A 24144-nucleotide genomic window follows, 5' to 3' on the forward strand; every position below is an offset into this window, starting at 1 on the left:
TTTGGTAATAATAGTAGGTGTTGCTCTTAACTATAGAAATATAATACTTTTGCGCACTGGTAATACCCCTATTTAATCCCTACCTTTTTTATACGTACTCTCACGTATCACCAGAAGGGCGTTACGTGTTTTGTAACTCAAGCACGGGGAAAGATAGACATGGCAGATGAACCAATGGACGGTGGCATGCCACCGGAAGGCGATCCTTTAGCCGATGCAGCTGGCGCAGCGTTTAAAGAAGCGATGGATGGGGGCGCTAGTCCTGAAGAAGCTTTAGGGGCCGCAATGGACGCCGCAGCAGGCGTGGCAGAAGAAATGGGCATGCCGCAAGAAGAATTCGAAGCGGGTGCAGCAGATTTTGAAGCTGCTTTTAATCAGACATTAGAAGGTGGTGGATCACCGGAAGAAGCCTTTAGTGCAGGCATGGACGCTGTTGCACCGGATGGGCCACCACCAGGCGAAGGTGATATGCCTCCGCCGGAAGGCGATATGCCTCCGCCGGAAGGCGATATGCCTCCGCCGGAAGGCGATATGCCACCGCCGGAAGGCGATATGCCACCGCCGGAAGGCGATATGCCACCGCCGGAAGGCGATATGCCACCGCCGGCAGGCGAGCTGCCACCGCCGGAAGGTGGCATGCCTCCTCCGGAAGGTGGTATGCCACCGCCGGAAGGCGGTATGCCTCCTCCGGAAGGAGATATGCCTCCGCCGGAAGGGGATATGCCTCCGCCGGAAGGGGATATGCCTCCGCCGGAAGGGGATATGCCTCCGCCGGAAGGGGATATGCCTCCGCCGGAAGGCGATATGCCACCGCCGGAAGGCGATATGCCACCGCCGGAAGGCGATATGCCACCGCCGGAAGGCGATATGCCACCGCCGGAAGGTGGTATGCCTCCTCCGGAAGGTGATATGCCTCCGCCAGAAGGTGGTATGCCACCGCCGGAAGGCGATATGCCACCGCCGGAAGGCGATATGCCACCGCCGGAAGGCGATATGCCTCCGCCAGAAGGCGACATGCCTCCACCTGAAGGCGACATGCCACCGCCAGAGGGCGACATGCCTCCACCGGAAGGTGACACAGGCGGATGGGGTGACGGCAACGCTGCTCTGGGTCCGGATGATGGTGATGTACCTGTCTTTGATGCACCGCCGCCAGATGATGGTTCTGCACCACCTGCAGGTGATCCGTTTGCGGCTGCACCACCGCCGCCACCAGAAGGTGATATGCCACCGCCGGAAGATCCTGCGATGGCGGCCATGGATGATGCGATGGGCGCAGCGCATGACGAGCATATGACAGATGGTGCACCAGAAGGTGACATGCCACCACCAGAAGGCGGCATGGATGGCGGCGATATGCCACCACCACCTGAAGGCGATGACACAGACGTCGTTTAAAACAGCAAAGGGAGAACTTGTAATGAGTTCTCCCTTTTCTTACCTGCTTGATATAGCTACAATAATACCAATAACTTCAAACGGGTCTTTTGAGGGAATATGCACACTGCATTAAAGAGTATGGTCCTTGCTGCACGGCAACGGGGCATAGATCTTAACGTCGATACATTGGTTCATACTTTCAATATTCAGGAAGATGAAGCCGATAACGAAACGCTTGTCCGTATTGCACAGGAAAATGGGCTGACGGCTAAGATTGCCAATCTTTCCATTGATAAACTGAACAAGGTGAAAGACGCATTCCCCATTGTGATGCGTCTGCGCAATGGACGCTGTGTGATCCTGAGCGCGCTGGATTTTGAAGAAGGGTCAGATAAAGTCGCGGGCGTTAAAATTATCGATCCTTCTGCCGCGACGCCAGAAATTGAGACCGTTGAAAAATCGACCTTCCTGAAATATTGGGGCGGGGAAGCCATCCTTATCAAACGTAAATACGATATGATGGATGAAGACCGCCCGTTTGATTTTTCCTGGCTGATGGCCGGTTATTTCCGCCATAAATCCCTGATGGGACAATTGGTGGTGATTTCTTTGATCCTGCATGTCTTTGCGGTGTTGCCTGCCGTCTTTATCATGATCGTGCTGGATAAGGTGGTGAACTTTGAAGCAACCTCCACCCTTTATGTCATAACATCAGGCATTATTCTTGCCTATGTGTTTAATGGGTTTCTGGGTTATCTGCGCCAATATATCGTGCTGTTTGCATCCGGCAAAGTGGATGTGCGGCTGAATGCCAAGCTCTTTTCCAAGCTGCTTGATCTACCGCTGACTTATTTTCAGAAACGATCAATCCCGGAAGTTTCAAAGACCCTGCAGCAAACCATTTCCCTGCGACAAGCCCTGACCGGGCGCTTCTTTGGCGCGGTTTTGGATGCAACTTCCCTGCTGGTCTTTGTCCCGATCCTGTTTATGTACAGCCCACTTTTGTGTGGTGTGGTGATTTTGTTCTCACTGGCGATTTCTGCCAATGTAATCATTGCTTCCAAACTGCAAAAACGCCGTTTGCAACGCGCCAGTAGTGCCGATGGCCGCAAGCAGTCAATCCTGATGGATTCCATTACCGGGATTGAAACCATCAAGACCCTGGCTTTGGAGCCTGTGCAAAAGAAAAACTGGGAAGATGCAATCTCTGAACATACGGTTGCGCATTTAAAGCTTGGCAGTTCCAACGCCATTACCCAGAATATTGGCTCCACACTCCAGCAACTGATGACCGTTGCGGTGATTTTTATCGGGGTACAGCTCGTCTTTGCTGGTGAGCTTAGCGCGGGTGTTTTGATCGGTGTGAACATGTTGGCGGGTAAAGTGACCGGGCCCCTGGTGCAGCTGGTTACTCTTGTCACGGACGTTGAAAAAGTAACCCGTGCAGTGGATAGCATTGGATCTGTTATGAATACTCGCGGCGAGATGCGTCGCCGTGGTGCGGTGCCGGACTTTTTGGGTAATGTTTCTTTCCATAATGTTTCCTTTGGCTATGAAGATGCAGCCAAATCTCTCAGTGATGTCACTTTTAACATTCAACCTCGTCAAAAAGTGGCCATTGTTGGACCAACAGGGTCAGGTAAAACAACGATCTCTCGCTTGATTCAGGGGATTGTTCGACCGCAGGCAGGGAGTGTGGAAATCGATGGGCAGGATGTGCGCCTGATTGATCTGCCGCACCTGCGCTATAATGTTTGCTGTGTGACCCAGACCCCGCATTTTTTCCGTGGGACCATTCGCGATAATATTATGCAGCCTTATCCTGGTTGCGGTGCTGCCCGTGTGTCCTGGGCAGCGGAACTTGTTGGTTTGGATGTAGATGTAGATCAGCTGCCCGAAGGTTTTGAGACAGAGATTGAAGAAGGTGGTGTTAACTTGTCAGATGGTGTGCGTCACAAGATTGCGTTGGCGCGCGCTTTGATCCGCAACCCTCGTGTTCTGATTTTGGACGAAGCACTCGCGCATTTTGATCTGGATACGGAAACCGAAGTGCGCAAAAAAATGCCGGATATTGCCGCCGGGCGAACTCTGATCCTGATTGCACACCGGATTTCCCATGCCCGTGAATGTGATCAGATCTTGGTGATGGATGATGGCAAGCTGGTGGAAAGCGGAAACCATGATGATCTGATCAAAAACGACGGCACCTACGCTGCCATGTGGAGGCGTGAACTGCATTTGGTCGGGGCGGAGCAAAAGCCAACCCAGCCTGCCAAACGCGGATGGGGGGCACGTAGACGTGCTGCGCAACCGACAACAACAAGCAAGGGAGACGCCTGATGAATACGCCTAATTCTCTCCCTGAAAATGAAAGACGCTATGCGGCCGGGGACTTTATCTTCCAGGAAGGTGAAGTCGGAAGCTATGCCTATGTAATTGTCTCTGGCGAAGTGGAAGTCTGCAAGCTGTCCGGCGGGAAGTTTATTACCCTTAAGAAGCTGGAAGAAGGCACCCTCTTTGGGGAAATGGCCCTGATTGACAAGTCGCCCAGAAGTGCTTCAGCCCGTGCAGCAACAGATGTGATTGTGCGTGAAATTGATGAACAGGCACTGATGAACCACATCAAGAAAACGCCTGAAGTTGCCATGAACATGATGTACCGTCTGGCAAGTTATGTGCGCACGTCTAACAAAAGCCTGGAAGGCAGTTCTTTTTCCAATGACCCAGACGACACGGTGGAAGCCGCCAAAACTCAGGAAAAACAATCCTGGCGTCTTTGGAAACCGGATGATGAAGCTATCGTGGATGAGTTCAGATCGGGCGCTGAAGCCGTGGAGCATCAAGGGCTGCCTCGTGTTATCAGTATGTCCTTTTTGGGTATTCTCGGTGTCTTTATCGGCTTTATTGTCTGGGCGAGCCTGTCTGTGATTGATACCACGGTTTCTGCTCGTGGTCGTCTGACCACCACAGTGCCGACCATTGAAGTTCAATCGACTGGTAGCGCCATGGTGAAAACGGTTCATAGCACCGTCGGTAAGGCGGTGACGAAAGGCGAGGTGCTGGTCACGCTGGATGCGACCTTTGCCCAGTCTGATCTCACCCGCGCAGAACAGGAGGTTGACCTTCTGGATGCCGAAATATTCCGTCTGCAGGCGGAGATGAACCAGTTGGGTGTGGAAATTGCCGACGATATTCCAAGCGCGATTCAGCGTGATATTTATCTCAATCGTCAGGAAGAATATAAGTCACGTATCACGTCCTTTGATCAGGATGCGAAAAATGCGTCTTCCAAGCTTTATTCTGCGCGCAGCGATGCGGCTTTGGCAGAACAGCAACTGAAAATCAAAAGACAGCTGGAAGCGGCGCGTAAAAAACTGTTTGATAAGAAGATCGGCTCAGAAGTTAATTATCTGCAGGCGCGTAATGAACGACTGATTGCGGAACGAGAGCTTTCCGAGCTCAAGAACTCGATGAACACGTTGCGTGGTGAGATCAATTCTCTGAAAGCCAAGAAACAAGCGTTTGTCAGCGAATGGTTCTCTGGCATTGGTAAAGAGCTTTCCGAAGCGACGAGTGAGCGTGACGGCAAGACGGAAAGCCTTGTCAAGTTACGTCGTCAGCGTGAAAATATCGAAATTCTAGCACCGGCTGATGGGGTGATCATTGCCCTTGAAAACCTCTATGAAGGCGGCGTGGTGAAAGAAGGTGCGACCGTCATGACGCTGGTGCCGAGTAATGTGCCGCTGAATGTGGAGATCGACATTGATCCGCGTGACATCAGTAACCTCTTCCCGGGGGCTGAAATGTCGGTCAAGCTGGATGCCATTCCCTATCAAAAACATGGTGATCTGGAAGGCGAAATTACCTTTATTTCCGAAGATACGGTCGATGAATCGCTGACCGGGGATAAGGGGACTTTTTATCGTATCCACGCAGAAATTCAGGCCAACAACCTGCATGACCTGCCGGAAGATTTCCGACTGGTGCCGGGGATGTTGCTGACGGGTGACATTCGTGTCGGGCGTCGTCGTCTGATCACATATTTCATCTATCCGGTGATCAGGACCATTGAAACCAGCTTTACAGAACCCTCTTAATTGCTTTTTTTGGGGGTTTTCTGTCTTTCAATTGTGCGTAGAAGATCATTTTTGGGGTCTGTTGAAACGTGAGGAATTGTGCTGCGTTTCAAGGTTGAATAACTTTATGATTTTGTCTCGGCATTGTGCTAATTGTTTGAAATTCAACGAAAATTAGAAATAATATGAAGCAGCGCAAGTTTACAAAAGAAGGAAGAACAGGCATTTTTTGTCCTTTTACAACGGGATAAAAAAGAATGTTTGAGCAGGTGAGGGAACAGTTTCTGCAAAATTGTCGTAGAAAAGAACTCTCAGCCCATACGCTGCGTGCTTATGAACGCGATCTTGCGAAGTTTCAGGCCTTTTGTTTAAGACGCGATGTGGCAGTGGAGGCCCTTGAAGCCTCGCACATCAAAGACTGGGTGGACGATCTGCAACAGGCAGGTCTGTCAGCTTCCAGTCGGCGGCGACACCTGGCTTGCGTGAAAGTTTTTTGCCGCTGGCTGGAAGAAGAAGGGGTGATTGAGGTGACGCCTTTTCATGGACTTAAATTGTCGATCAAGCTGCCTAAACGTCTACCAAGAAACATCGGCCAGAACCATCTCAAACAGGTTTTTGGTGCCTTGGATCGCACGGACCCAGCCCATAGTATGGATCGCCAAACCCTGCGCCTTGCGCTCGAACTGTTGATCGCCACGGGTATGCGCATTAGCGAGCTTTGCAACATCAAGCTGGAAGATATCGATTTTGGCGCCTGCACCATCCGGGTCTCCGGCAAAGGCGCCAGGGAACGCACCGCCTTCATCCTGAGCGATGAGCTGCAGGGCCTGCTGGATTTTTACCTGACCCGCCGAGACAAAATTCCCCAAGTGTCCGCCAGATTACTGGTCACCGCAAACGGCAATGGTGTGAGGCCTGACTATATCCGCCGCAAACTCCACCAGTTCACCAAAGAAATCGGCCTCACCCAACGCCTCACCCCCCACATGTTCCGCCACAGCGCCGCAACCCTCCTGTTAGAAAACGGCGTAGACATCCGCTTCGTCCAGAGATTGTTGGGTCATGCGAGTTTATCGACGACAGAGATTTACACCCATGTGTCTGAGAACAGCCTTAAAGCTGCATTGCTGGATGGAAATGTAAGGGAGGGATTGAAGAAGACGTCATAACTACGAATTATGAATCAGATTGATTTAAATAGAACATGGAAGTTTGAAGGAAAAAAAGTCCATTGGAGTAATTGGGAAAAACAGTTGGTTTCAAGAATATTAGAAAGATATTTTGACCAAGAAGCAATTACTTTAAATTTCCCTGATGAACAACGGACTATAGGTAGAGGAAAACCTGCATTTAAAATTACGCCACCCAAATTAAGCTCCCTAATTAGAATTATAATAGATCCTGATTATTATGGATGTGAAGAATATATAAATGGAAATTGGTCTTGCGAGGACCAAGCGTTGTCTGATTTTATTATCTTTGTATCAACTAAATCAAAATTTAATAATGGTTTTGGACAAAAATTATTCTCAGTGCTCGCAAAGCCAATATTTTATCTTAGCCAAAGCCTATATCAAAAATCATCTAAATTAAAAGTAAGGCACCATTACAACTTCGTAGATAAGTTCTATGAGTTAGTTATTGGTCAAAGCATGCTCTATTCATGTGCTTTTTTTAAAAATCAAAATATGACATTAGATGAAGCACAACAATATAAGTTAGAAACAATTATTAAGCGGCTTGAGATACCAAAAAGTTATAATGCACAGATTTTAGATATTGGTTGCGGATGGGGGGCGACAGCTATCAAGATTGCGGAAGAAACTAAAGCAACAATCACTGGAATTTCTATTGCAAAACATCAGATCAAATATGCGAATGAATGGAAGGAAAAATTAGATAAAGACATATCTGATAGATTAAACTTTCAAGAGCAAGATTTTCGAAACTACGTTATGAGTAAAGAAAAATGTTTTGATCGAATATGCAGCGTGGGAATGCTAGAGCACGTTGGAAAATTGGGATATTCGGACTATTTCAAAAACATTAGCCGATTATTAAAAAATGATGGAATAGCACTTATACACAGTATGGTTACCCATGAACCGAACTTGCCTCATAAATGGATTGATAAGCATATTTTTCCTAACGGGTACATTCCGGAAGTAGCTGAGATATTATCTGCCGCAGCAAAGAACGGCTTACAACCTTATGCGGTACATATTCACAATGGTGAAAATTATATCCAAACATTAAAATCGTGGGATGCCAACCTCATAGAAAAATTTGATTCTTGTTACTCACTTGTAGAAGAGAAGTTACTGCAAGACCTTGAACCAAATGATGAGCAGTTTGACCCCGAAACCCTTGATGATCTTGTTAAACGAAATCTACGAATTTGGCATCTTTATTTATCAAGTTTCCAGACAGTATTTCATCGCCATATTCGGTCAAACGATGTATGCCAGTTCGTTTTCAAAAAAATGACACATCATGATTTAAAAAATAAATCATAAACTAAGAGAACTGAAAGAGCGGAAAAAAACTGCAATGCAAAAGTTCCTGATACTTTTGCTGCTCGTTTTTTACACATAACAATTCTCTTTGCTTCATGATTGTCCTTTCTCCATTCCCTTCCTGCTAACTGATCAGGGAGAATCATTGCTCTCTCAGCTTTTCTGTCTGCATCGTTGCAGTTTGAAAAGTTCGCCGATAAAAACATAATACATTTAGCAATCACGTTAATTATAAGAAGTATAAGGACAATCAGAAAAAGAAGGATCGTTGGCATAAATACTGTGCCAGTTAGGAATAATTGCCCGCAAACAGTAAAATCAAAAAATTCAATTCCGTGATCCGTTACATTTTTTACGATGGCATATGGTTTAAAAACAGTTTCTAGCGAAAATATAGTATCAAAATTTGGGCCCTCAACACCATGAACTGACATTGGATAAAGAGAGTTTGAAACTAATTGAGAACCTATAAAGCAGGTCGTTGCAATTATGCCATCCCATACAATTCTTCCTGCTGCGTTAAGATTGTTCTTTCTTAGAAAATGTGATCTCGCATAAGAAAAATTTGACAAAGTAAATGCTAGTGAAATTGTATCTGTCACGACATTTATTGATATCAGTATTGAAGAGAAAAAGACTCTTTCTTTCCAATCCTGAAGAAACTCCAAAGGCACCAATTTACCAGATGAAATTAAACTAGGGTCTACAGCTCTAGTAAAGAACAAGATCATTGCAGTGTAACAACCGTAAATCAAGAATAGGAAGAGAGCAACTCGACAGATATTCTTGATAATCATTGTTTCCCCAAAGGGGGTGGCCATTAAATCTCTTGGCGTAACTGTATATGTAAAATGCGGAAATTTAGAAAACTTAATTAGTGCTATTTGAGCAATTTTTATAACAAGTGGCGTTATTCGCTGCCAACGAGATTTATCAAATAAATTATCTGCTGAGGATTGGAATCTTTTCCAAAATCCTCCTAAAAGAAGAATGCTGCTTAAAACCAATAATAAATAAAAGAGTTCAGCGCCTTTATCGATCATCATAATTCGTAGTTATCACATCTAATTACATTCTAAACTTGATAACATACTATTATGTGAATTCTTAAGGTGCAATAATTTTTAGTTGTGTTTGGAGCGATAAGTCACGTAAGTACGGTGTGTGATAACAAAAAAACTACTCATATTGAATGAGCAGGGACTTTCTTGAATCTGAAACTTAGTATTTACCGCTCTACATTCAGCCTGATTGCCACAGACAACCCGTGCGCATCCAGCCCTTCTTCCTTGGCCAGTGTCACCGCAGCTGGACCAATATTATTCAAACTTGCCGCATCACACTGAATAAGGCTGTTGCGTTTCATGAAGTTGAGCACACCAAGGCCCGAGGAGAAGCGCGCAGAGCGCGCGGTGGGCAGGACGTGGTTGGGGCCTGCGACATAATCGCCGATGGCTTCTGGGGTGTAGCGCCCCATGAAGACGGCACCGGCGTTGCGGATTTGCTGTTCAAGCGCATCGGGGTTATCGACGGCCAGTTCCAGGTGTTCCGGGGCGATACGGTCTGTCAGTTGAACAGCTTCGACCCAGTCTTTGACCACGATGAAGGCGCCGTGGTCGTCCCAGCTTTTACGTGCAATATCGGCGCGAGGCAGCGTTTCCAGGTGAGCTTCGACCGCTTTTTCGACCGCTTCGGCGTAATCGGCATCATCCGTAATCAGGATGGATTGGGCGGCTGTATCGTGTTCTGCCTGACTTAAAAGATCAGCAGCAATCCATGCCGGATCATTTTTATTATCCGCAATGACCAGAATTTCAGAAGGGCCGGCGATCATATCAATGCCGACGGTGCCGAAGACCTGACGTTTCGCTGCGGCCACGAAAGCATTGCCCGGGCCAACGATGATATCAACCGGCTTGATGGTTTCAGTCCCGTAAGCCAGTGCGCCCACAGCCTGTGCCCCGCCAATGCGGTAAATTTCATCTACACCGGAAAGACGTGCAGCGGCCATGACCAGCGGGTTCAACACCCCATCCGGTGTGGGGACGACCATGACCAGACGGTCTACGCCCGCGACCTTGGCCGGGATGGCGTTCATCAGAACGGAGGATGGGTAGGCAGCTGTGCCGCCGGGGACATAAAGGCCTGCGGCCTGTACAGGTTTCCAACGATAGCCGAGACGCACGCCTGCTTCGTCTGTGTAGTCCAGATCTTCCGGCAGTTGCTTGGCATGGAAAGCCTTGATGCGGTCTGAGGCAACCTTTAGCGCGTCCATGGCGTCCTCAGAAACTTTAGCGATTTCCGCATCCATTTCATCTGCGGTGATGGCAAGCGCATCTGTAGAAATATCCATGCGGTCGAACTTGTTGGTATATTCGACCACGGCCTTATCACCGCGTTTTTTGACATCCATCAGGATATCTTCAACGATTTTGTTCACGTCCGGTGCATCTTCGCGTTTTGCAGAAAGGAGCGCAGTGAATTGGGCTTCGAAATCAGCCTGTGTGGTTTTAAGACGAAACGTCATTGACGGCCTCGCGGAATTTTTCGATCCAGTTTTTAATCTCTTCTGAGCGGGTCTTGAGCGCGGTGCGGTTGACCGCCAGACGCGATGTGATTTCACAAATCTGTTCGACCTCGACCAGCCCATTGGCTTTCAGTGTGGAGCCTGTGGAAACCAGATCGACAATGCGCGAACACAGACCCATGTTCGGGGCCAGTTCCATCGCACCGTTCAGTTTAATACATTCAGCCTGCACGCCGCGTTTTGCAAAATACTTGCTGGTGATGTTGGGGTATTTGGTCGCGACACGCACGTGGGACCAGCGGCTGGGATCATCGCCTTCAGACAGGTCTTTCGGTTCTGCCACGCAGATGCGGCAGTATCCGATATCCAGATCAAGCGGGGCGTAAATTTCCGGGTAGTCAAATTCCAGCAGAACATCACCGCCGCACACGCCGATTTGTGCGGCACCAAAAGCAACGAAGGTGGCAACATCAAACGAACGTACGCGCACAATCTCGATATGATCATGGTTGGTGGCGAATTTCAGCAGGCGGGATTTGGAATCAAAAAAGGCAGGCTCAGGTTCGATCCCGGCTTTTTGCACCAGGGGCATTACTTCTTCAAGAATGCGACCCTTGGGCAGAGCAATAACGAGTTTTTCTTGTTCAGACATGTGTCTTTATCCACTTATTCTGCGGGTGCGCCTTTTTCACGTTCAATAATCGCACCGCATGCTGAAAGTTTTTGTTCCAAAGCTTCATAACCCCGGTCCAAATGATAGACGCGGTTTACTATGGTTTCACCCTCTGCTGCAAGCCCTGCCAGCACCAAAGACATGGATGCACGCAAATCAGTTGCCATAACGGGGGCACCAGAGAGCTTTTCCACGCCCCGCACGATGGCAGAACGGCCATGGACGTTCACATCTGCGCCCATGCGTGACAGTTCCGGTACATGCATGAAGCGATTTTCAAAGATCGATTCGGTGATCATGGAAGCCCCATCAGCCAGCGTCATCATCACCATGATCTGGGCCTGCATGTCAGTGGGGAAGGCCGGATAAGGTTCGGTCATCACATCCACCCCTTTAAGCGGCCCATCGCGCCAGACACGGATGCCGTCTTCAACTTCTTCAAATTTGACACCGCATTTCATCATCATCTCAGCCACAGATTCGATCAGGTCCATGCGCGTGCCGGTCAGTGTGATGTCACCGCCCGTAATGGCGGCAGCCACCGCGTAAGACCCAGTCTCAATACGATCCGGCAGAACGGAATATTCAGCAGCATGGAGTTTTTCAACACCTTGAACACGCAAGGTATCGCTTCCGATGCCTTCGATCTTCGCGCCCATGGCAACCAAACAGTTGGCAAGATCGGTGATTTCCGGTTCGCGCGCTGAATTGGAAAGCACTGTTTCGCCCTTTGCCAAGGTGGCTGCCATTAACAGGTTTTCTGTCGCCCCAACCGAAACCATCGGGAAGGTAATGTGCGTGCCTTGCAGGCCTTCGGGGGCTTCGGCAACAATATAACCTTCTTTCAGATCAATTTTCGCGCCCATCTGTTCTAGGGCTGAGAGGTGAATATCAACCGGGCGGGTGCCAATGGCACAGCCACCGGGCAGGGACACTTTGCCTTTGCCGTAACGCGCCAGTAATGGACCTAACACCAGAACGGATGCGCGCATCTTGCGTACCACATCATAAGGGGCAACAGTCTTGCCCACATCATGGGCTGTCAGTTCAAACACACGACCGATATGTCCGCCGTTGGGCGCATGACCGTTCATGCCGACTTCCACGCCCAATTCTGCAAGCAGGTGTGTCATGGTGGTGATGTCCACCAGATGGGGCAGATTGGAAAGTGTCAGTGTTTCTTCGCTCAACAGGCACGCAGCCATGAGGGGCAGTGCAGCGTTTTTGGCACCGCCAATGCGGATGGACCCTCGTAGCGGAACGCCACCACGAATGTGAATTCTGTCCATTATTTTTGTTCCTTAAAGTTTCGGCAGGGTAACGCCGCGTTGACCCATATATTTGCCCTTGCGATCAGCGTAAGAGGTTTCGCACACTTCATCGGCTTTTAAGAAGATGAACTGGCAGGCGCCCTCATTGGCATAGATTTTCGCAGGCAGCGGGGTAGTGTTTGAAAATTCCAGCGTCACATGACCTTCCCATTCCGGTTCCAGCGGCGTGACATTTACGATGATGCCGCAACGCGCATAAGTGGATTTGCCCAGACAAATGACCAATGTGTCGCGTGGGATGCGGAAATATTCAACCGTATGGGCAAGCGCAAAGCTGTTGGGCGGAATGATGACGCAGTCCTGGTCCCGGGTGATGAAACAGTCATCATCAAAATTTTTGGGATCAACGGTCGCGGCATCAACGTTGGAGAAGATTTTAAAATCGCTGGAAACGCGCGCATCATAGCCATAGGAAGACAAGCCATAGGAAATGACACCGTCGCGGTTCAACCCATCGACAAACGGTTCAATCATCCCGTCTTTGAGTGCGCGTTCACGGATCCATTTATCAGGCAATACGGACATGTCGGGTCTTCCCCCAATTGATGCGAGTGTGTGAAATTTCGAAAGCTCTTTTAAAGCAATCTGCACAAAGGCTCAAGGGAAGAAAAGCAGGCGTTATTTTATGCCTCTTTCGGCTTGTCTTCTGCCGATGATTTACGCGCACGTGATTGGGTTTTGCGACGTTTCAGATTCGCACGCAAGGCTTCGGCCAGACGGTCCTGTTTTTTCTGCTTTTCATCGGCGCGCTGTTTGGTTTGATTTGGCATTTCTTTTGTCATGGCTATAATAGGTGCCTGATTGGGAAATTCGGGTCAAGAGAAAGTGCATTTTTGCAAAAAAAGAACTTGAACGATCCGAATGGCTATGCGATAAGCTGCGCCCACACAATCGTGATGTGCTGCCGTAGCTCAGGGGTAGAGCACTCCCTTGGTAAGGGAGAGGTCGGAAGTTCAAATCTTCTCGGCAGCACCATTTTTAAGCTCCTAAGGATAGTCCTTACGGGGCTATTTTTATATTTTAAATCAATGATTTGTTGGCGGGTTAAGCTTTCTCCTCTCTCCTCATTCCAAGGCGTGCTGAAAATTTAACTTGCGAATATTGACCGACTGCGGGGAATATTGCGGGGACTTCTGGGAGAGTGTCTATGACCGTCTACAAATAAAAGAACAAGTCCAGTCGGCCTTACGCATTTTGGGCCTTTCTGATATCCTTGGAGGATGAAGGCTGGAACGCAATCTTTAGTTAGTGTAAATGCGGGGTAAGACTCAAGTTGTTGTTTTCCTGAAGGTGCTATCATCGAAAAATGGTTGAATGACTCATTGGGTATAAAAAAGCAAGCAATCCGATTTTTTGTTTGCAAACAGGCTCAATAGTGGGCAAATGGCAGAGATAAAAGTTTTATGGATGAATGCTATGGCAAATAACAATGATCAAATTCCTGTGGAAATTCAGGAAGCTGTTCAGGATAAAGAGCTGGTTGTCGGTTGGGAAGAATGGTTGGAATTACCTGGTTTGGGGTTGCCAGCCGTAAAAGCAAAGGTCGATACGGGGGCTAAAACCTCATCGATCCACTCGTTTATGATTGAACCATACAAAGTTCGTGGTAAAGAGCGTGTACGTTTTGGTGTTCACCCCGTTCCAGAGCGTCCTGATATTACAGTATTCTGTTCTGCTGAATTGGTAGAGCAACGTGAAGTTACAAGTTCGAATGGCGAAACCGAACTCCGATATATCATTCGTACCCCTGTTAAAATTGGTGGTCAGGAATGGCCGATTGAAATTTCCCTGACAAACCGGGAGTCGATGCAATATCGCATGTTGTTTGGCCGAACCGCCCTTAAAGACAATATCATTGTTGATCCAAATTCATCCTGTGTTCAGGGTATTCTCTCACCTGACCTTTATGACAAGCTGCCACGCACTAAAGAGCACCGCAAAAACCTCAAAATTGCTTTACTGACCAGAGAGCCAGACAATTATTCATCTCGTCGATTGATTGAAGCTGCGGAAGCTAAAGACCATATGGTTGAGGTGATTAACACGACCAAGTGCTATATCAACATCACGTCTCACAGGCCAGAAATTCACTATAAAGGGAAGTCTCTGGAAAACTTTGATGTCGTGATTCCCCGGATTGGTGCTTCCATTACGTTTTATGGGACGGCTGTGGTTCGACAATTTGAGGCAATGGGGGTTTATAGTTTGAATTCAGGTGCGTCTATCACGGCTTCACGGGATAAACTCTATTCTCACCAGATTTTGGCCCGTGCAGGTATTGGCATGCCAAGCACAGGCTTTGCCAACTCAGCCAAGGCGACGGATGAACTGATTAAATTTGCTGGTGGTGCCCCGCTTGTTGTGAAGCTTCTGGAAGGTACACAAGGTAAAGGCGTTGTTCTGGCAGAAACCAAAAAAGCGGCTGAATCTGTTATTGATGCTTTCCAAGGACTAAAAGCGAATATTCTGGTCCAGGAGTTTGTAAAAGAAGCAGCGGGCACGGACATTCGATGTTTTGTTGTTGGGGGCAAGGTTGTTGCTGCTATGGAACGAAGAAGTACGGATGGTGATTTCCGGGCAAACTTGCACCAGGGCGGTAAAGCCAAACTCATTAAGCTGACCAGGGAGGAACGCGCCACTGCGGTGAAGGCTGCCAAGGTTCTTGGCCTTTCCATGGCTGGTGTTGATATTCTTCGTTCTGATGACGGACCGAAGGTGCTGGAAGTAAACTCTTCACCAGGGCTTCAAGGTATTGAAGAAGCAACCAAGAAAGATGTTGCGGGTATGATTGTTGAACATATCGAGAAGAATGCCCGTCCACCCAAAGTTTTTAAGCCGAAGCGATTGTAAATGATGCGAAAGCCGTTTGAAATTGGCGGTCATTTCATTGCCGCAGGTGAGAGAAAAACGATTGATATTTCAGTCGGTACATTCAGCAATCATATGCCGTCAAACATTCCTGTGCAGATTATTCATGGTCGCAGAGATGGACCGACACTGTTTGTCAGTGCGGTGGTACATGGGGATGAGATTATTGGCGTTGAAATCGTTCGCCGTTTGTTGGGTAGCCACAAATTAAGCCACATGAAGGGAACGCTGTTGTGCGTTCCTGTCGTTAATACTTTCGGCTTTGTCAGTCATTCGCGCTATTTGCCGGATCGTCGAGACTTAAACAGATGTTTTCCAGGGGCGGCGAATGGATCACTGGCAGGTCAGCTTGCCCATGTTTTTATGAAAGAGATTGTAGAAAGGTGTGATTACGGTATTGATCTGCACTCTGCAGCAACACATCGGGTCAATCTTCCTCAAATCCGTTTTAACAGTGGTTCTGAGGAGATAACAGAACTGGCGAGAGTTTTTGGTGCACCTGTCGCATTGGAAGCTCCTTTGCGGGAAAATTCATTGAGAGACGCAGCTGCAAAGGTCGGCGTGAATGTTCTACTATATGAATCCGGTGAAGCACTTCGTTTTGATGAATATGCTGTTCGAGTGGGGGTCCGCGGTATTCTAAACGTGATGGGCCATATTGGGATGATTGCTAAAAGTAAAAAGTCTCAACCTGCCAGGTCCATCATGTCTCAGAAAAGCAAATGGGTTCGTTCACCAATGGGCGGCATTTTCAGAGGTGTAAAATCAATTGGCGATGTGGTTAAAAAAGGTGATTTGCTTGGCTTTATTGCCGACCCATTTGGAAATAACGAAGAAGAAATTCTTTCAGAACTGACGGGGGTGATAATCGGCAGAACCAATCTGCCAATCGTGAATCCCGGTGATGCCTTGTTCCATATCGCGATTATCAAGAAGACGCAGTTGGCCGAAGAAAAACTTTCTAGCATGGAAGAAGATGTAGAAGCCGACCCCTTATTTGACGAAGATGAGATAATTTAAAAGAGAAAGTGATGGAGATGTTCTGGCGATTTCTGATTTTGATTGTGTTCTTTAGCATCGTATCTCCATCGATAGTTTTTGCAGATAATGTGAAGAACTTTCTGTCAGAAAAACAAAAAGAATTTCCTGAATGCGTTCGCGTCGTTCGCAATCAGCTTTTTATCATTCCGGAAGAAAACAGAATAGCGATGTTGCCCTATCTGTTTGAGGCATGTAAGTCGGGTCGGGCAATTGGTGAAAAACGGACCAAGAAGCTGTTTCAAAAGAAGAAAATTGATCCTGAGCAGTAGTTATCAGTTTGTGAATCTAAAATCTCCTGTATCATAAATCAGGATTACTTTTGATAGGCATTGCCCATGTCTGATTTTGCTTACGCTATTTCCCCGACAGGCGCGTCACGCCAGCTTATTTTTGATGATATTGACGTTGCTGCTCATGCTGGTGAAATCTTGTGGATTGATTTGGACCCACAAGACAAGGCGAATACCTCTCGCATTCTGGAACAGCTAAAACCAGACCTGTCTGTCACAGAAGCTTTAGGTCAATCATCACAGCGTCCGCGAATTGATGTCTTTGACGATCATGTCTATGTCAGCCTTCGCGATGTGAATTTAACCAAGTCCGCGACCCCGGAAGATATGGTGAATCTTCGGGCTGTTTTGTTTCACAATACTCTGGTCACTTTTCATACACGTGAGATGAAATCTGCTACAAGGCTACGATCTGATGTGAGTAAAGGGATTAAGGGGACAACGGTCTCTGGGCTGTTGGCCAGACTTATAAAACACATGAATGACCAACTTTCCAAAGAAGTGGAAGAACTTGCCGAAGAAATTACCGGAATAGAAGAAGTATCTGTCAGTGGAGACATTCAAGCCCAACAGGAACAGCTTTCTGAGTTACGTCGCACCTTGATCGGGTTCCAGAAATATCTTATTCCTCAATCCAGTGTTCTGCAGGAATTATGGGAAGCCAATGTCAAATGGCTGAAAAAGAAAGAACGTTCCCTGTTAAAGAACCAAGCTGAACGTATTAGCTCGATGGTCGGTGAACTTGAACACCTGCGGCAACGGGCTTCTGTCTTGCAGGAAGAAATTAAAAGTGCCCATTCAGAACAAATGAACAGCAGTATGTTCCGCCTTACACTTGTTGCGACCATCTTGTTGCCACTGAGTTTGTTTGCCGGATTGATGGGGGCCAACGTGGGCGGCATGCCCTTTGCCAATAGCCAATATGGGTTTTTATTTATTTGTCTGATGTCAGTGGGCGTTGGTGCCATCACCTTTGGCATAATGAAACTGTTGAAGTGGATATAGGAAATGCAGGAACTTCTAGACCAAATATCAGGCAATCAATTATTTGCATCCTTGGTATTTGTCGCGGCTATGTTGGTCCTGCGGTTTCTGTCAAACCGATGGGTTGATAGTCGGACGAAATTTGAAGCTGAAACCAAACGTCGCTTTAAGTCGAATGTCAAAAATGGATTGTTCTTTATCGTTCTTATTGCTCTGATTTTTGTCTGGGCACCATCACTTCGCACCTTTGCTTTGTCCTTAACCGCATTTGCCGTTGCGATCATACTGGCAACCAAGGAATTGATCCTTTGCGTAAGCGGCTATATCCTGAAATCAACAGGCGGTCTAATCCGGGTCGGTGACTGGATTGAAGTAAACGGATTACGAGGCGAAGTCGTCGATCAGGATATAATGACCACCACGTTGGAAGAACTTGGAACTCATGCGAAGCAGTACGAGTTCACAGGACGTACAATCATCATTCCCAACAGCATTTTTCTTGCCTCCACAGTGAAGAATGAGCGGTTCAATAAACGTTACACATACCATTCCTTCGACATCACGCTCCAACCGGAAGTCCCGACAGGTGAACTGAAAAAGCGTTTGATGACACAGCTTGCATCTGAGATCGAAGAGTTCAGTGAAGTTGCCAAACGTTACAAAGCCCTGATTGAGAAACGGGCAGACATTACCTTGCCTGAAAATTTCACAGATTGTCACGTAACCTTTCTCAAAGATGCCCATATCCAAATAGAGCTTACATGTTTTGTCCCTGTGAATGCAGCGATGCGGATTGAGAATGTCATAAAAGAATCTGCTGCTGATTACATTGCTGATTGGCATGCCAAAAAGAAAGAATAAGCCATGCACATGGACCCAGCTCTCCCTCTGTTTTTGACGATCCTACTGATTCTGCTGGGGATTTCTTTGATCGGGGTATTGAGTAAACAGCCCGTAATTATTGGTTATCTGATTGCCGGGATTGCTATCGGGCCTGCGGGTTTTGCTTTGGTCACTGACCCTGAAATGCTGACGCGGTTGGGGGCAATTGGTGTTGTCTTGTTGTTGTTTTTTATCGGGATGGAAATTTCACCTGCCAAGATCAAGTCAAATCTGTTGCTGGCCGGGATTGGAACTTTGGCCCAGATTACCATTACAGTTCTGGTTCTCGTCGGAATCGGGGAGATATTTGACTGGCCTTTAAACCGCAGCGTGCTGTTGGGTTTCGTTGTCGCGTTGAGCAGTACCGCTGTGATACTGAAATTGCTGGAAGACTGGGGGGAACTTCAATCCAAAACAGGGCAGGATGTGTTGGCAATTCTGTTGGCACAGGATGTTTTGGTTGTGCCTATGATCCTGATTGTCGGCTATTTGGCAGGTAGTGGCGAAGGAGAAAGTCATCTGGTTTTACAGGGCATCGGGGCAGTCATTCTTGTTGGTTTCGCAGTCTTTGTTGTGACCAAGAAGAATTTATCTCTGCCCTTTGGCAACATCATCCGCAAAAACCATGAATTGCAGGTCCTGATGGCTCTGTTCGTCTGTTTCGGCTTGGCCCTGATTTCCGGTCTGTTTGAACTTTCAACCGCATTGGGTGCCTTTGTAGGCGGCATGTTTATTCATGCAACCAAAGACACCAATTGGGTGGAACACAGTCTCCTTGGCTTTAAGGTGATCTTTATTGCCATGTTTTTTGTATCAGTGGGGCTGCTGGTTGATATTCCATTCTTCATTGCAAATGCGGGAACGGTCTTGGGGGTGGCTTTCCTGGCGCTGTTCCTTAATACGGCTTTGAATACCTTTATTCTGAGACTGTTTAAACGCTCTTGGAAAGATAGTCTCTATGGTGGTGCATTGCTGGCCCAGATCGGGGAATTCAGCTTTGTACTTGGCGAATTGGGTTTTAAAAGTGGTGTAATTAATACTTTCGGTAATCAACTTGTCACCCTGATTATTGCCTGTACACTTTTGGCAAGTCCGGCTTGGATCATTGGTGTAAAATATCTATCGGAAAGATATTGTCCTGATGTTAGTCCTCATTTGTCGGCAAGTGAAGAATAGCTTCGCAACCTTCATCAACATCATTGAAATAGACATCGCCCCCAATGCTATGGGCAATCGCTTTCGCAATTGTAAGACCTAGCCCAATACCAGCTACAGCATTTCTAGATGCAATGATGACACAAGTTGTCGTTGCACTTTCCATAAATCATGGTTGTTATGACGGACAATAGCCGCCTTGAGACGTTCTGGAGATGAGAATTATTATCTCTTACAAAATGAAGGGTGACTGGTACATTTTGGACGTACCAGTCAAAGCCTCTGTTAGTGAGAAGTAATATCGAAATGATCTGCATTTCGAGCCGTCATCTCAGTTTCACCAGCATTGCTTGTGATGGCACTGTCAAAGTCACTGGACGCAAGGCGTTTCCGCATTTTGACACCATCCGTATGCTCTGGGATGAGGACAAGCGGGTCAGTACATTCGCTGTACCCGTTTTCAGACAAAAGATGTCGTACAGAGTCGTTTTCATATTGAATTTCAATTCCGATCTGGGATGCACCAATTTGAACGGCGTCCATTTCAGCCCAGTTCAAAAGAGTTTCACCAATCCCCTGATTTCTGTGAACAGGATGGACACACAGAGCATTGACGGTTGCTGTTTTCATATTAGGCGAAAACACTGTCAAGGCGTAGCCGATGACGCGATCATTCAGCTTGGCAACAATGCACCGCGCGACTTGCGCCTGGAAAAAACGTTTCAGCAGTTTGCGGTAACTTTTCTTTCTTCCAAAGCACAGGTCTTCGAGCATGAGCAGGTCACCGATGTCATCGGTTGCAGCATGTTGATATTGAATAGAAACGATCTGTGTCATTTCCATAAATCCTTACAAGATAAATAATGGATGTGCGGCATCTTCCGTGTCGCGGAAGAGTTGGCAGGTCAGTGGTTTGGGCTCACCAAATCGGGTCGGGATGAAGTGTCCTTTTGCTTCTTGAACGGGGGGCAAAAATTCTACAGAAGCGGCATTCGAGATCACACCTTTTGAAGCCAGTTCAGATTTGAGATCAAAGTTTTCATTTTCCAGATGGCTTAAGCGATCCATCATCTCAAAAACAGAATAGGATAAACAATTGAATTGATGAGAGAGCTCAGCCAGCTGGGTCTTAAGTTCTGTGATTTCATCATTTTGTAGGTCGGTTCGACGAAAGCAGACAAGGTTTGCCGCTAGGTTTTGTTGATTGAATGTATCCAGCTTCTGCGCACCACGTTGATAAAGTGCGCGTGAAGCGTCTTCATCGCTCCATACGGTGCGTACGACTACTGGTAAAAGGGCAAAAATTTCTGAGTTTGTCAAAGGGCGACAGAGGCGTGTCCAAATCAACATATCAGAATAACTTCGACCACATTTGAATTTTGAATCCGCGTGGATTTGCGCAATAACGGCGGTTGTGAAGTCGTTTGATTTTGTAATTGAAGACATTTCGACACCTTTAGGGGAGGTGTGAGCGACCCATTTTCTAAGCCGCCCACGGTTTTCATGTTTTGTTGAAAAGGTTGCTATTTTTCGACAACCAGTCTGCCTTGACTGATGATGACAGTTGAGTCTTCATCTGCTGATACTGGTGGTTCGAATGAATCTACCAATTGCACAGTACAGCGTTTGCAAAAGGCCATCAGATCTGATCCAGCTTCAACAGTCAGCTCCATTTCACCGTCTACAAGGATGGCATATGGGATTTCGTCTTCGTTGATTAAATCTGCTGCATTCGCAGAAATGGCTCCAAACATCATTGCAACACCAAGAGCCATTGCAGACAAACCAGTCTTCATTCATTTCTCCATTTAAGAAGGCCCATTATTGGGCTGTATCTCCATTTACTGCTTCTAAAATTGTTTTGAAAAGCGAATAATATTGAAGGTTCACTTCGAAAAAATCGAATTTAAAGAATGGCTATTCTTCTTCAAGGCTGGCGACGTGCTGTAAGCCTTCCAAGGCTTTTTCAAAACGGGAGCTGTCGTCATTTTCCATATAGACCGTATAGACGGCTCTACCGAAAACAGGTGTTTTATCAATGATATGCAGCCGCTCGTCGGCAACAAATGGCCGAACCATACGCATGGGCAGGTATGCTGATCCGCCATTTGTCAGAAGATATTGTAGGGCAAGGGGACCATAATTTGTTGCAACAGGCGACATATCACTGGTTGGAAATTCAGATGCGTGATCCATTTTGTATTCCGGTCCCCAGTCTACATAGATGTAGTTCTTATCATCTGGACCATATTTTTGAACGGAATCGGAAACCAGAACCAAACGTTCTTCCATCAGTTTTTCAATTACCAAACCGCTACGGTTTTGTGGCGTGTAGGTAATGACGAGATCAAGCAATCCATTGACCAACTGCTGCATTAACCATTCCGATGATCCAACATCAGCGAGAATGGCATAATCCGGCACGGCCTTTTTCATCCATGGCAACCACTTGACCATGAGACGTTCCCACAGTGTAAACTGCACCCCAACACTTAGCCGGGCTTCAAAAGAGGTAGGCAGCGCAACTTCCTGGCAGGCTTGTTCCCACGTCAGCAGCATCTTCTCTGCAAACGGTTTGAATTGTGCTCCTGCTGGTGTAAGCGTTGCCCCGGCTTTGGACCGAATAAACAAAGACTGCCCCAACAGGTCTTCCAGTTGCTTAACACGGGTGCTGATCGTGGATTGCGTCACATACAGCTGATCAGCCGCCTTGGCAAAGTTTCCAAGTTCGGTGATTGCAAGAAAGGTTTTCGCAAGTGTGATGTCCATGTGAGTACCGATGCAAGTTGGCCCAACTATCTAATCTAGCTTTACGTAGACAAAAGAACAAACAACTTATCATCATGAACGATCCTTGCTGCTGAGATATCCTTTTATGAGAAATGAATCTGGCGATGCTGCTTTTCATGTTTGCGGCATTTTTTTTCATACAGTCTCTGGCCGCAGCGGCAAGTTTGTGTCGCTGCTGGAGTGATGCTCATGATCTTGAAGACAATGGTCTCCATGATTGGCAGTTTATTCGGGTTTGGATGAAATTGTTGTAGGTTAGGATTTTAAAAATGTATTTACAATCCATTTTTAAATATGTATATAAAGTACATCTTTAATTTCTTCCAGAGGTTTCGGTTATGGAATATCTGTTTTTCGGGGTGAAAATGCTGGTGGTGGTCTGGTTTGCGGTGATGTTGACTTTCATCCATGATGCGCATCGTTGGTCAAAGGATCAGGAAGTGCAGAATGATGAAATGGGGCGGTCTATCCAAATGAGTGCCAAATTTGCTTTTCGCACAGGCCTGGTTGTTCTGTTTCTCTTCAGTGCGTTTCAGTTTTCTGATCATTTAACAACATGGTTGGGAGAAATCGTATGGCTATAGATTTATCAAAACGGTCTGGCAAGATTTTGCTGCCGTGGATTTTAATGTGGGTTTTGGCTCCGGCTCCGTTATATATTTGGGCCTTGCTGAAATTTATAATCTGAGGCATGTCACCATGCATTTGTCCAAATTCACCGATTACTCGCTGCGTGTCCTGATTTATCTGGCGACCAAACCCGATGAAATCAGCACCATTGATGAAATCTCCAAACGCTATGGTTTGTCCAAGGAACATTTGCGCAAGATCATTCATCATCTGGCGAAGGAAAACTGGATTGAAAGCCGGCGCGGACGTGGTGGTGGCGTGCTTCTGGCCCGCCCGGCACGTGATATTTCCATCGGGGAAGTGGTGCGCAGTGTGGAAGAAGGGTTTAACATCGCGGAATGTTTTGATCCCAACAAAAGCCAGTGTCAGATCGATGGTCTTTGCCGCCTGACGGGCATGCTGGGCGAGGCTTTGAACGCATTCCTCGCCGTGCTGGACCAATATACATTGGCCGATATCGTACAAAATCAGGATCAATTGCTGGCCCGCTTGGGGATTACCCTTGCCAAGCCTGAGAAAGAGTTACAATCATGAATATGAAATACATAAATTCAGCAGTTAGCGAAGAAGATATCAAAAACCTGGTTCATCATTTCTATGATTTGGTGCGTGCCGATGAAACATTGGGGCCTATCTTTGCTGAAAAGATCACGGATTGGCCGAAGCATCTGGGGATCATGTGTGACTTCTGGTCCTCCATTATTCTTAAGACCAATCGCTTTAATGGCCGTCCCATGTTGAAGCATCAGATGCTGGCAAAATCAGTAACACGCGCAGACTTTATCATCTGGTTGAAACTGTTTTATCAGGCTGTGGATGAGGTCTGCCCCGAAGCAGGCAAGCAGGACTTTGTCATGGCCGCAGAACGGATTGCCGAAAGTTTGCAGATCGGCATGTTTGATCGCCCGTTTGATATGGAAGAAGTCAAAAAATATCTGGAATTCCTGGAAGCTCAGGAACGGATGTCGGCGTGACATCAGGAAGCAGACGATGAGAACAGC

The 24144-nt window shown here is 47.1% G+C and carries 24 protein-coding genes and 1 tRNA gene; 15 read left to right on the forward strand and 10 right to left on the reverse strand.

Features of this window, described 5'->3' with window-relative positions; translation table 11 throughout:
• Nucleotides 1-159: 159 nt before the first annotated feature.
• From RYZ26_RS08285 to RYZ26_RS08305, 5 genes are all read left to right on the forward strand, one after another.
• Nucleotides 160-1398, forward strand: a complete 1239-nt coding sequence (locus tag RYZ26_RS08285) for a hypothetical protein (RefSeq protein WP_317682720.1) — start codon at nt 160-162, stop codon at nt 1396-1398.
• Nucleotides 1399-1497: 99 nt separating this feature from the next.
• Nucleotides 1498-3720 carry a peptidase domain-containing ABC transporter gene (locus tag RYZ26_RS08290; RefSeq protein WP_317682721.1) on the forward strand — a complete coding sequence of 741 codons (2223 nt, stop codon included), beginning with the start codon at nt 1498-1500 and terminating at the stop codon, nt 3718-3720.
• A complete protein-coding gene (locus tag RYZ26_RS08295) occupies nt 3720-5477 on the forward strand; it encodes an HlyD family type I secretion periplasmic adaptor subunit (RefSeq protein WP_317682722.1) in 1758 nt (585 codons plus the stop codon). The genes RYZ26_RS08290 and RYZ26_RS08295 overlap by 1 nt, the downstream gene beginning before the upstream one ends.
• Before the next feature lie 248 nt (nt 5478-5725).
• Nucleotides 5726-6625 carry a tyrosine-type recombinase/integrase gene (locus RYZ26_RS08300; protein WP_317682723.1) on the forward strand — a complete coding sequence of 300 codons (900 nt, stop codon included), beginning with the start codon at nt 5726-5728 and terminating at the stop codon, nt 6623-6625.
• 9 nt (nt 6626-6634) lie between these two features.
• Nucleotides 6635-7972, forward strand: coding sequence for a class I SAM-dependent methyltransferase (locus RYZ26_RS08305; protein WP_317682724.1), 1338 nt, complete (start codon nt 6635-6637; stop codon nt 7970-7972).
• Here the strand turns inward: RYZ26_RS08305 and RYZ26_RS08310 are convergent.
• The 6 genes from RYZ26_RS08310 to RYZ26_RS08335 form a co-directional block, all read right to left on the reverse strand.
• A complete protein-coding gene (locus RYZ26_RS08310; protein ID WP_317682725.1) occupies nt 7948-9018 on the reverse strand; it encodes a hypothetical protein in 1071 nt (356 codons plus the stop codon). The two genes, RYZ26_RS08305 and RYZ26_RS08310, sit on opposite strands and share 25 nt — an antisense overlap.
• Before the next feature lie 182 nt (nt 9019-9200).
• Nucleotides 9201-10499, reverse strand: a complete 1299-nt coding sequence (gene hisD, locus RYZ26_RS08315) for a histidinol dehydrogenase (protein ID WP_317682726.1) — start codon at nt 10497-10499, stop codon at nt 9201-9203.
• A complete protein-coding gene (hisG, locus tag RYZ26_RS08320) occupies nt 10483-11151 on the reverse strand; it encodes an ATP phosphoribosyltransferase (protein WP_317682727.1) in 669 nt (222 codons plus the stop codon). Before hisG ends, hisD begins: the two co-directional genes overlap by 17 nt.
• 14 nt (nt 11152-11165) lie before the next feature.
• A complete protein-coding gene (murA, locus tag RYZ26_RS08325) occupies nt 11166-12461 on the reverse strand; it encodes a UDP-N-acetylglucosamine 1-carboxyvinyltransferase (protein WP_317682728.1) in 1296 nt (431 codons plus the stop codon).
• Nucleotides 12462-12473: 12 nt separating this feature from the next.
• Nucleotides 12474-13028 (reverse strand): dCTP deaminase, encoded by a 555-nt coding sequence (dcd, locus tag RYZ26_RS08330; RefSeq protein ID WP_317682729.1) that lies wholly within the window; start codon nt 13026-13028, stop codon nt 12474-12476.
• A gap of 98 nt (nt 13029-13126) precedes the next feature.
• Nucleotides 13127-13285: a hypothetical protein gene (locus RYZ26_RS08335; RefSeq protein WP_317682730.1), complete on the reverse strand. Its 159-nt coding sequence runs from the start codon at nt 13283-13285 to the stop codon at nt 13127-13129.
• Between the two features lie 118 nt (nt 13286-13403).
• Here RYZ26_RS08335 and RYZ26_RS08340 point away from each other — a divergent pair.
• The 7 genes from RYZ26_RS08340 to RYZ26_RS08370 all read left to right on the forward strand — a co-directional run bounded on the left by RYZ26_RS08340 (nt 13404) and on the right by RYZ26_RS08370 (nt 19744).
• Nucleotides 13404-13478: transfer RNA gene (locus tag RYZ26_RS08340), tRNA-Thr, on the forward strand.
• Nucleotides 13479-13919: 441 nt separating this feature from the next.
• A complete protein-coding gene (gene rimK / locus RYZ26_RS08345; RefSeq protein ID WP_317682731.1) occupies nt 13920-15353 on the forward strand; it encodes a 30S ribosomal protein S6--L-glutamate ligase in 1434 nt (477 codons plus the stop codon).
• On the forward strand, nt 15354-16391 hold the full coding sequence (locus tag RYZ26_RS08350) for a succinylglutamate desuccinylase/aspartoacylase family protein (RefSeq protein ID WP_317682732.1): 1038 nt from the start codon (nt 15354-15356) through the stop codon (nt 16389-16391).
• Between the two features lie 11 nt (nt 16392-16402).
• On the forward strand, nt 16403-16681 hold the full coding sequence (locus tag RYZ26_RS08355; RefSeq protein ID WP_317682733.1) for a hypothetical protein: 279 nt from the start codon (nt 16403-16405) through the stop codon (nt 16679-16681).
• A gap of 66 nt (nt 16682-16747) precedes the next feature.
• The gene (locus tag RYZ26_RS08360) at nt 16748-17707 is read left to right on the forward strand and encodes a CorA family divalent cation transporter (RefSeq protein ID WP_317682734.1); all 960 of its coding nucleotides are present in this window, start codon (nt 16748-16750) and stop codon (nt 17705-17707) included.
• A 3-nt stretch (nt 17708-17710) separates the two neighbouring features.
• Nucleotides 17711-18547 (forward strand): mechanosensitive ion channel family protein, encoded by an 837-nt coding sequence (locus tag RYZ26_RS08365; RefSeq protein WP_317682735.1) that lies wholly within the window; start codon nt 17711-17713, stop codon nt 18545-18547.
• Between the two features lie 9 nt (nt 18548-18556).
• Complete coding sequence (locus RYZ26_RS08370; protein WP_317682736.1) at nt 18557-19744, forward strand: cation:proton antiporter domain-containing protein; 1188 nt, start codon at nt 18557-18559, stop codon at nt 19742-19744.
• Between the two features lie 264 nt (nt 19745-20008).
• On the opposite strand, the gene RYZ26_RS08375 is transcribed toward RYZ26_RS08370, so the two are convergent.
• The 4 genes from RYZ26_RS08375 to RYZ26_RS08390 all read right to left on the reverse strand — a co-directional run bounded on the left by RYZ26_RS08375 (nt 20009) and on the right by RYZ26_RS08390 (nt 22492).
• Entirely contained in the window at nt 20009-20560 is a 552-nt protein-coding gene (locus tag RYZ26_RS08375; protein WP_317682737.1) for a GNAT family N-acetyltransferase, read from the reverse strand.
• Nucleotides 20561-20572: 12 nt separating this feature from the next.
• Nucleotides 20573-21169, reverse strand: coding sequence for a hypothetical protein (locus RYZ26_RS08380; RefSeq protein WP_317682738.1), 597 nt, complete (start codon nt 21167-21169; stop codon nt 20573-20575).
• 77 nt (nt 21170-21246) lie between these two features.
• Nucleotides 21247-21519: a hypothetical protein gene (locus tag RYZ26_RS08385; RefSeq protein WP_317682739.1), complete on the reverse strand. Its 273-nt coding sequence runs from the start codon at nt 21517-21519 to the stop codon at nt 21247-21249.
• Nucleotides 21520-21640: 121 nt separating this feature from the next.
• On the reverse strand, nt 21641-22492 hold the full coding sequence (locus RYZ26_RS08390; protein ID WP_317682740.1) for a LysR family transcriptional regulator: 852 nt from the start codon (nt 22490-22492) through the stop codon (nt 21641-21643).
• 359 nt (nt 22493-22851) lie between these two features.
• Here RYZ26_RS08390 and RYZ26_RS08395 point away from each other — a divergent pair, with 359 nt between their 5' ends.
• From RYZ26_RS08395 to RYZ26_RS08405, 3 genes are all read left to right on the forward strand, one after another.
• Nucleotides 22852-23097: a hypothetical protein gene (locus tag RYZ26_RS08395; protein WP_317682741.1), complete on the forward strand. Its 246-nt coding sequence runs from the start codon at nt 22852-22854 to the stop codon at nt 23095-23097.
• 115 nt (nt 23098-23212) lie between these two features.
• On the forward strand, nt 23213-23677 hold the full coding sequence (locus RYZ26_RS08400) for an RrF2 family transcriptional regulator (RefSeq protein ID WP_317682742.1): 465 nt from the start codon (nt 23213-23215) through the stop codon (nt 23675-23677).
• Nucleotides 23674-24117, forward strand: coding sequence for a group III truncated hemoglobin (locus tag RYZ26_RS08405; RefSeq protein ID WP_317682743.1), 444 nt, complete (start codon nt 23674-23676; stop codon nt 24115-24117). The genes RYZ26_RS08400 and RYZ26_RS08405 overlap by 4 nt, the downstream gene beginning before the upstream one ends.
• Nucleotides 24118-24144: the final 27 nt, after the last annotated feature.

Source organism: Terasakiella sediminum, assembly GCF_033100395.1.
Classification (GTDB): domain Bacteria; phylum Pseudomonadota; class Alphaproteobacteria; order Rhodospirillales; family Terasakiellaceae; genus Terasakiella.

Coding starts and splice junctions, on each gene's coding strand:
- RYZ26_RS08295 (WP_317682722.1), top strand. CDS start 3,720: ATGAATACGCCTAATTCTCTCCCTGAAAATGAAAGACGCTATGCGGCC.
- hisG (WP_317682727.1), bottom strand. CDS start 11,151: ATGTCTGAACAAGAAAAACTCGTTATTGCTCTGCCCAAGGGTCGCATT.
- RYZ26_RS08365 (WP_317682735.1), top strand. CDS start 17,711: ATGCAGGAACTTCTAGACCAAATATCAGGCAATCAATTATTTGCATCC.
- RYZ26_RS08290 (WP_317682721.1), top strand. CDS start 1,498: ATGCACACTGCATTAAAGAGTATGGTCCTTGCTGCACGGCAACGGGGC.
- dcd (WP_317682729.1), bottom strand. CDS start 13,028: ATGTCCGTATTGCCTGATAAATGGATCCGTGAACGCGCACTCAAAGAC.
- RYZ26_RS08310 (WP_317682725.1), bottom strand. CDS start 9,018: ATGATGATCGATAAAGGCGCTGAACTCTTTTATTTATTATTGGTTTTA.
- RYZ26_RS08390 (WP_317682740.1), bottom strand. CDS start 22,492: ATGGACATCACACTTGCGAAAACCTTTCTTGCAATCACCGAACTTGGA.
- RYZ26_RS08355 (WP_317682733.1), top strand. CDS start 16,403: ATGGAGATGTTCTGGCGATTTCTGATTTTGATTGTGTTCTTTAGCATC.
- RYZ26_RS08375 (WP_317682737.1), bottom strand. CDS start 20,560: ATGACACAGATCGTTTCTATTCAATATCAACATGCTGCAACCGATGAC.
- RYZ26_RS08385 (WP_317682739.1), bottom strand. CDS start 21,519: ATGAAGACTGGTTTGTCTGCAATGGCTCTTGGTGTTGCAATGATGTTT.
- RYZ26_RS08350 (WP_317682732.1), top strand. CDS start 15,354: ATGATGCGAAAGCCGTTTGAAATTGGCGGTCATTTCATTGCCGCAGGT.
- RYZ26_RS08360 (WP_317682734.1), top strand. CDS start 16,748: ATGTCTGATTTTGCTTACGCTATTTCCCCGACAGGCGCGTCACGCCAG.
- RYZ26_RS08380 (WP_317682738.1), bottom strand. CDS start 21,169: ATGTCTTCAATTACAAAATCAAACGACTTCACAACCGCCGTTATTGCG.
- RYZ26_RS08305 (WP_317682724.1), top strand. CDS start 6,635: ATGAATCAGATTGATTTAAATAGAACATGGAAGTTTGAAGGAAAAAAA.
- RYZ26_RS08335 (WP_317682730.1), bottom strand. CDS start 13,285: ATGACAAAAGAAATGCCAAATCAAACCAAACAGCGCGCCGATGAAAAG.
- RYZ26_RS08405 (WP_317682743.1), top strand. CDS start 23,674: ATGAATATGAAATACATAAATTCAGCAGTTAGCGAAGAAGATATCAAA.
- murA (WP_317682728.1), bottom strand. CDS start 12,461: ATGGACAGAATTCACATTCGTGGTGGCGTTCCGCTACGAGGGTCCATC.
- RYZ26_RS08400 (WP_317682742.1), top strand. CDS start 23,213: ATGCATTTGTCCAAATTCACCGATTACTCGCTGCGTGTCCTGATTTAT.
- RYZ26_RS08285 (WP_317682720.1), top strand. CDS start 160: ATGGCAGATGAACCAATGGACGGTGGCATGCCACCGGAAGGCGATCCT.
- hisD (WP_317682726.1), bottom strand. CDS start 10,499: ATGACGTTTCGTCTTAAAACCACACAGGCTGATTTCGAAGCCCAATTC.
- RYZ26_RS08395 (WP_317682741.1), top strand. CDS start 22,852: ATGGAATATCTGTTTTTCGGGGTGAAAATGCTGGTGGTGGTCTGGTTT.
- rimK (WP_317682731.1), top strand. CDS start 13,920: ATGGCAAATAACAATGATCAAATTCCTGTGGAAATTCAGGAAGCTGTT.
- RYZ26_RS08370 (WP_317682736.1), top strand. CDS start 18,557: ATGGACCCAGCTCTCCCTCTGTTTTTGACGATCCTACTGATTCTGCTG.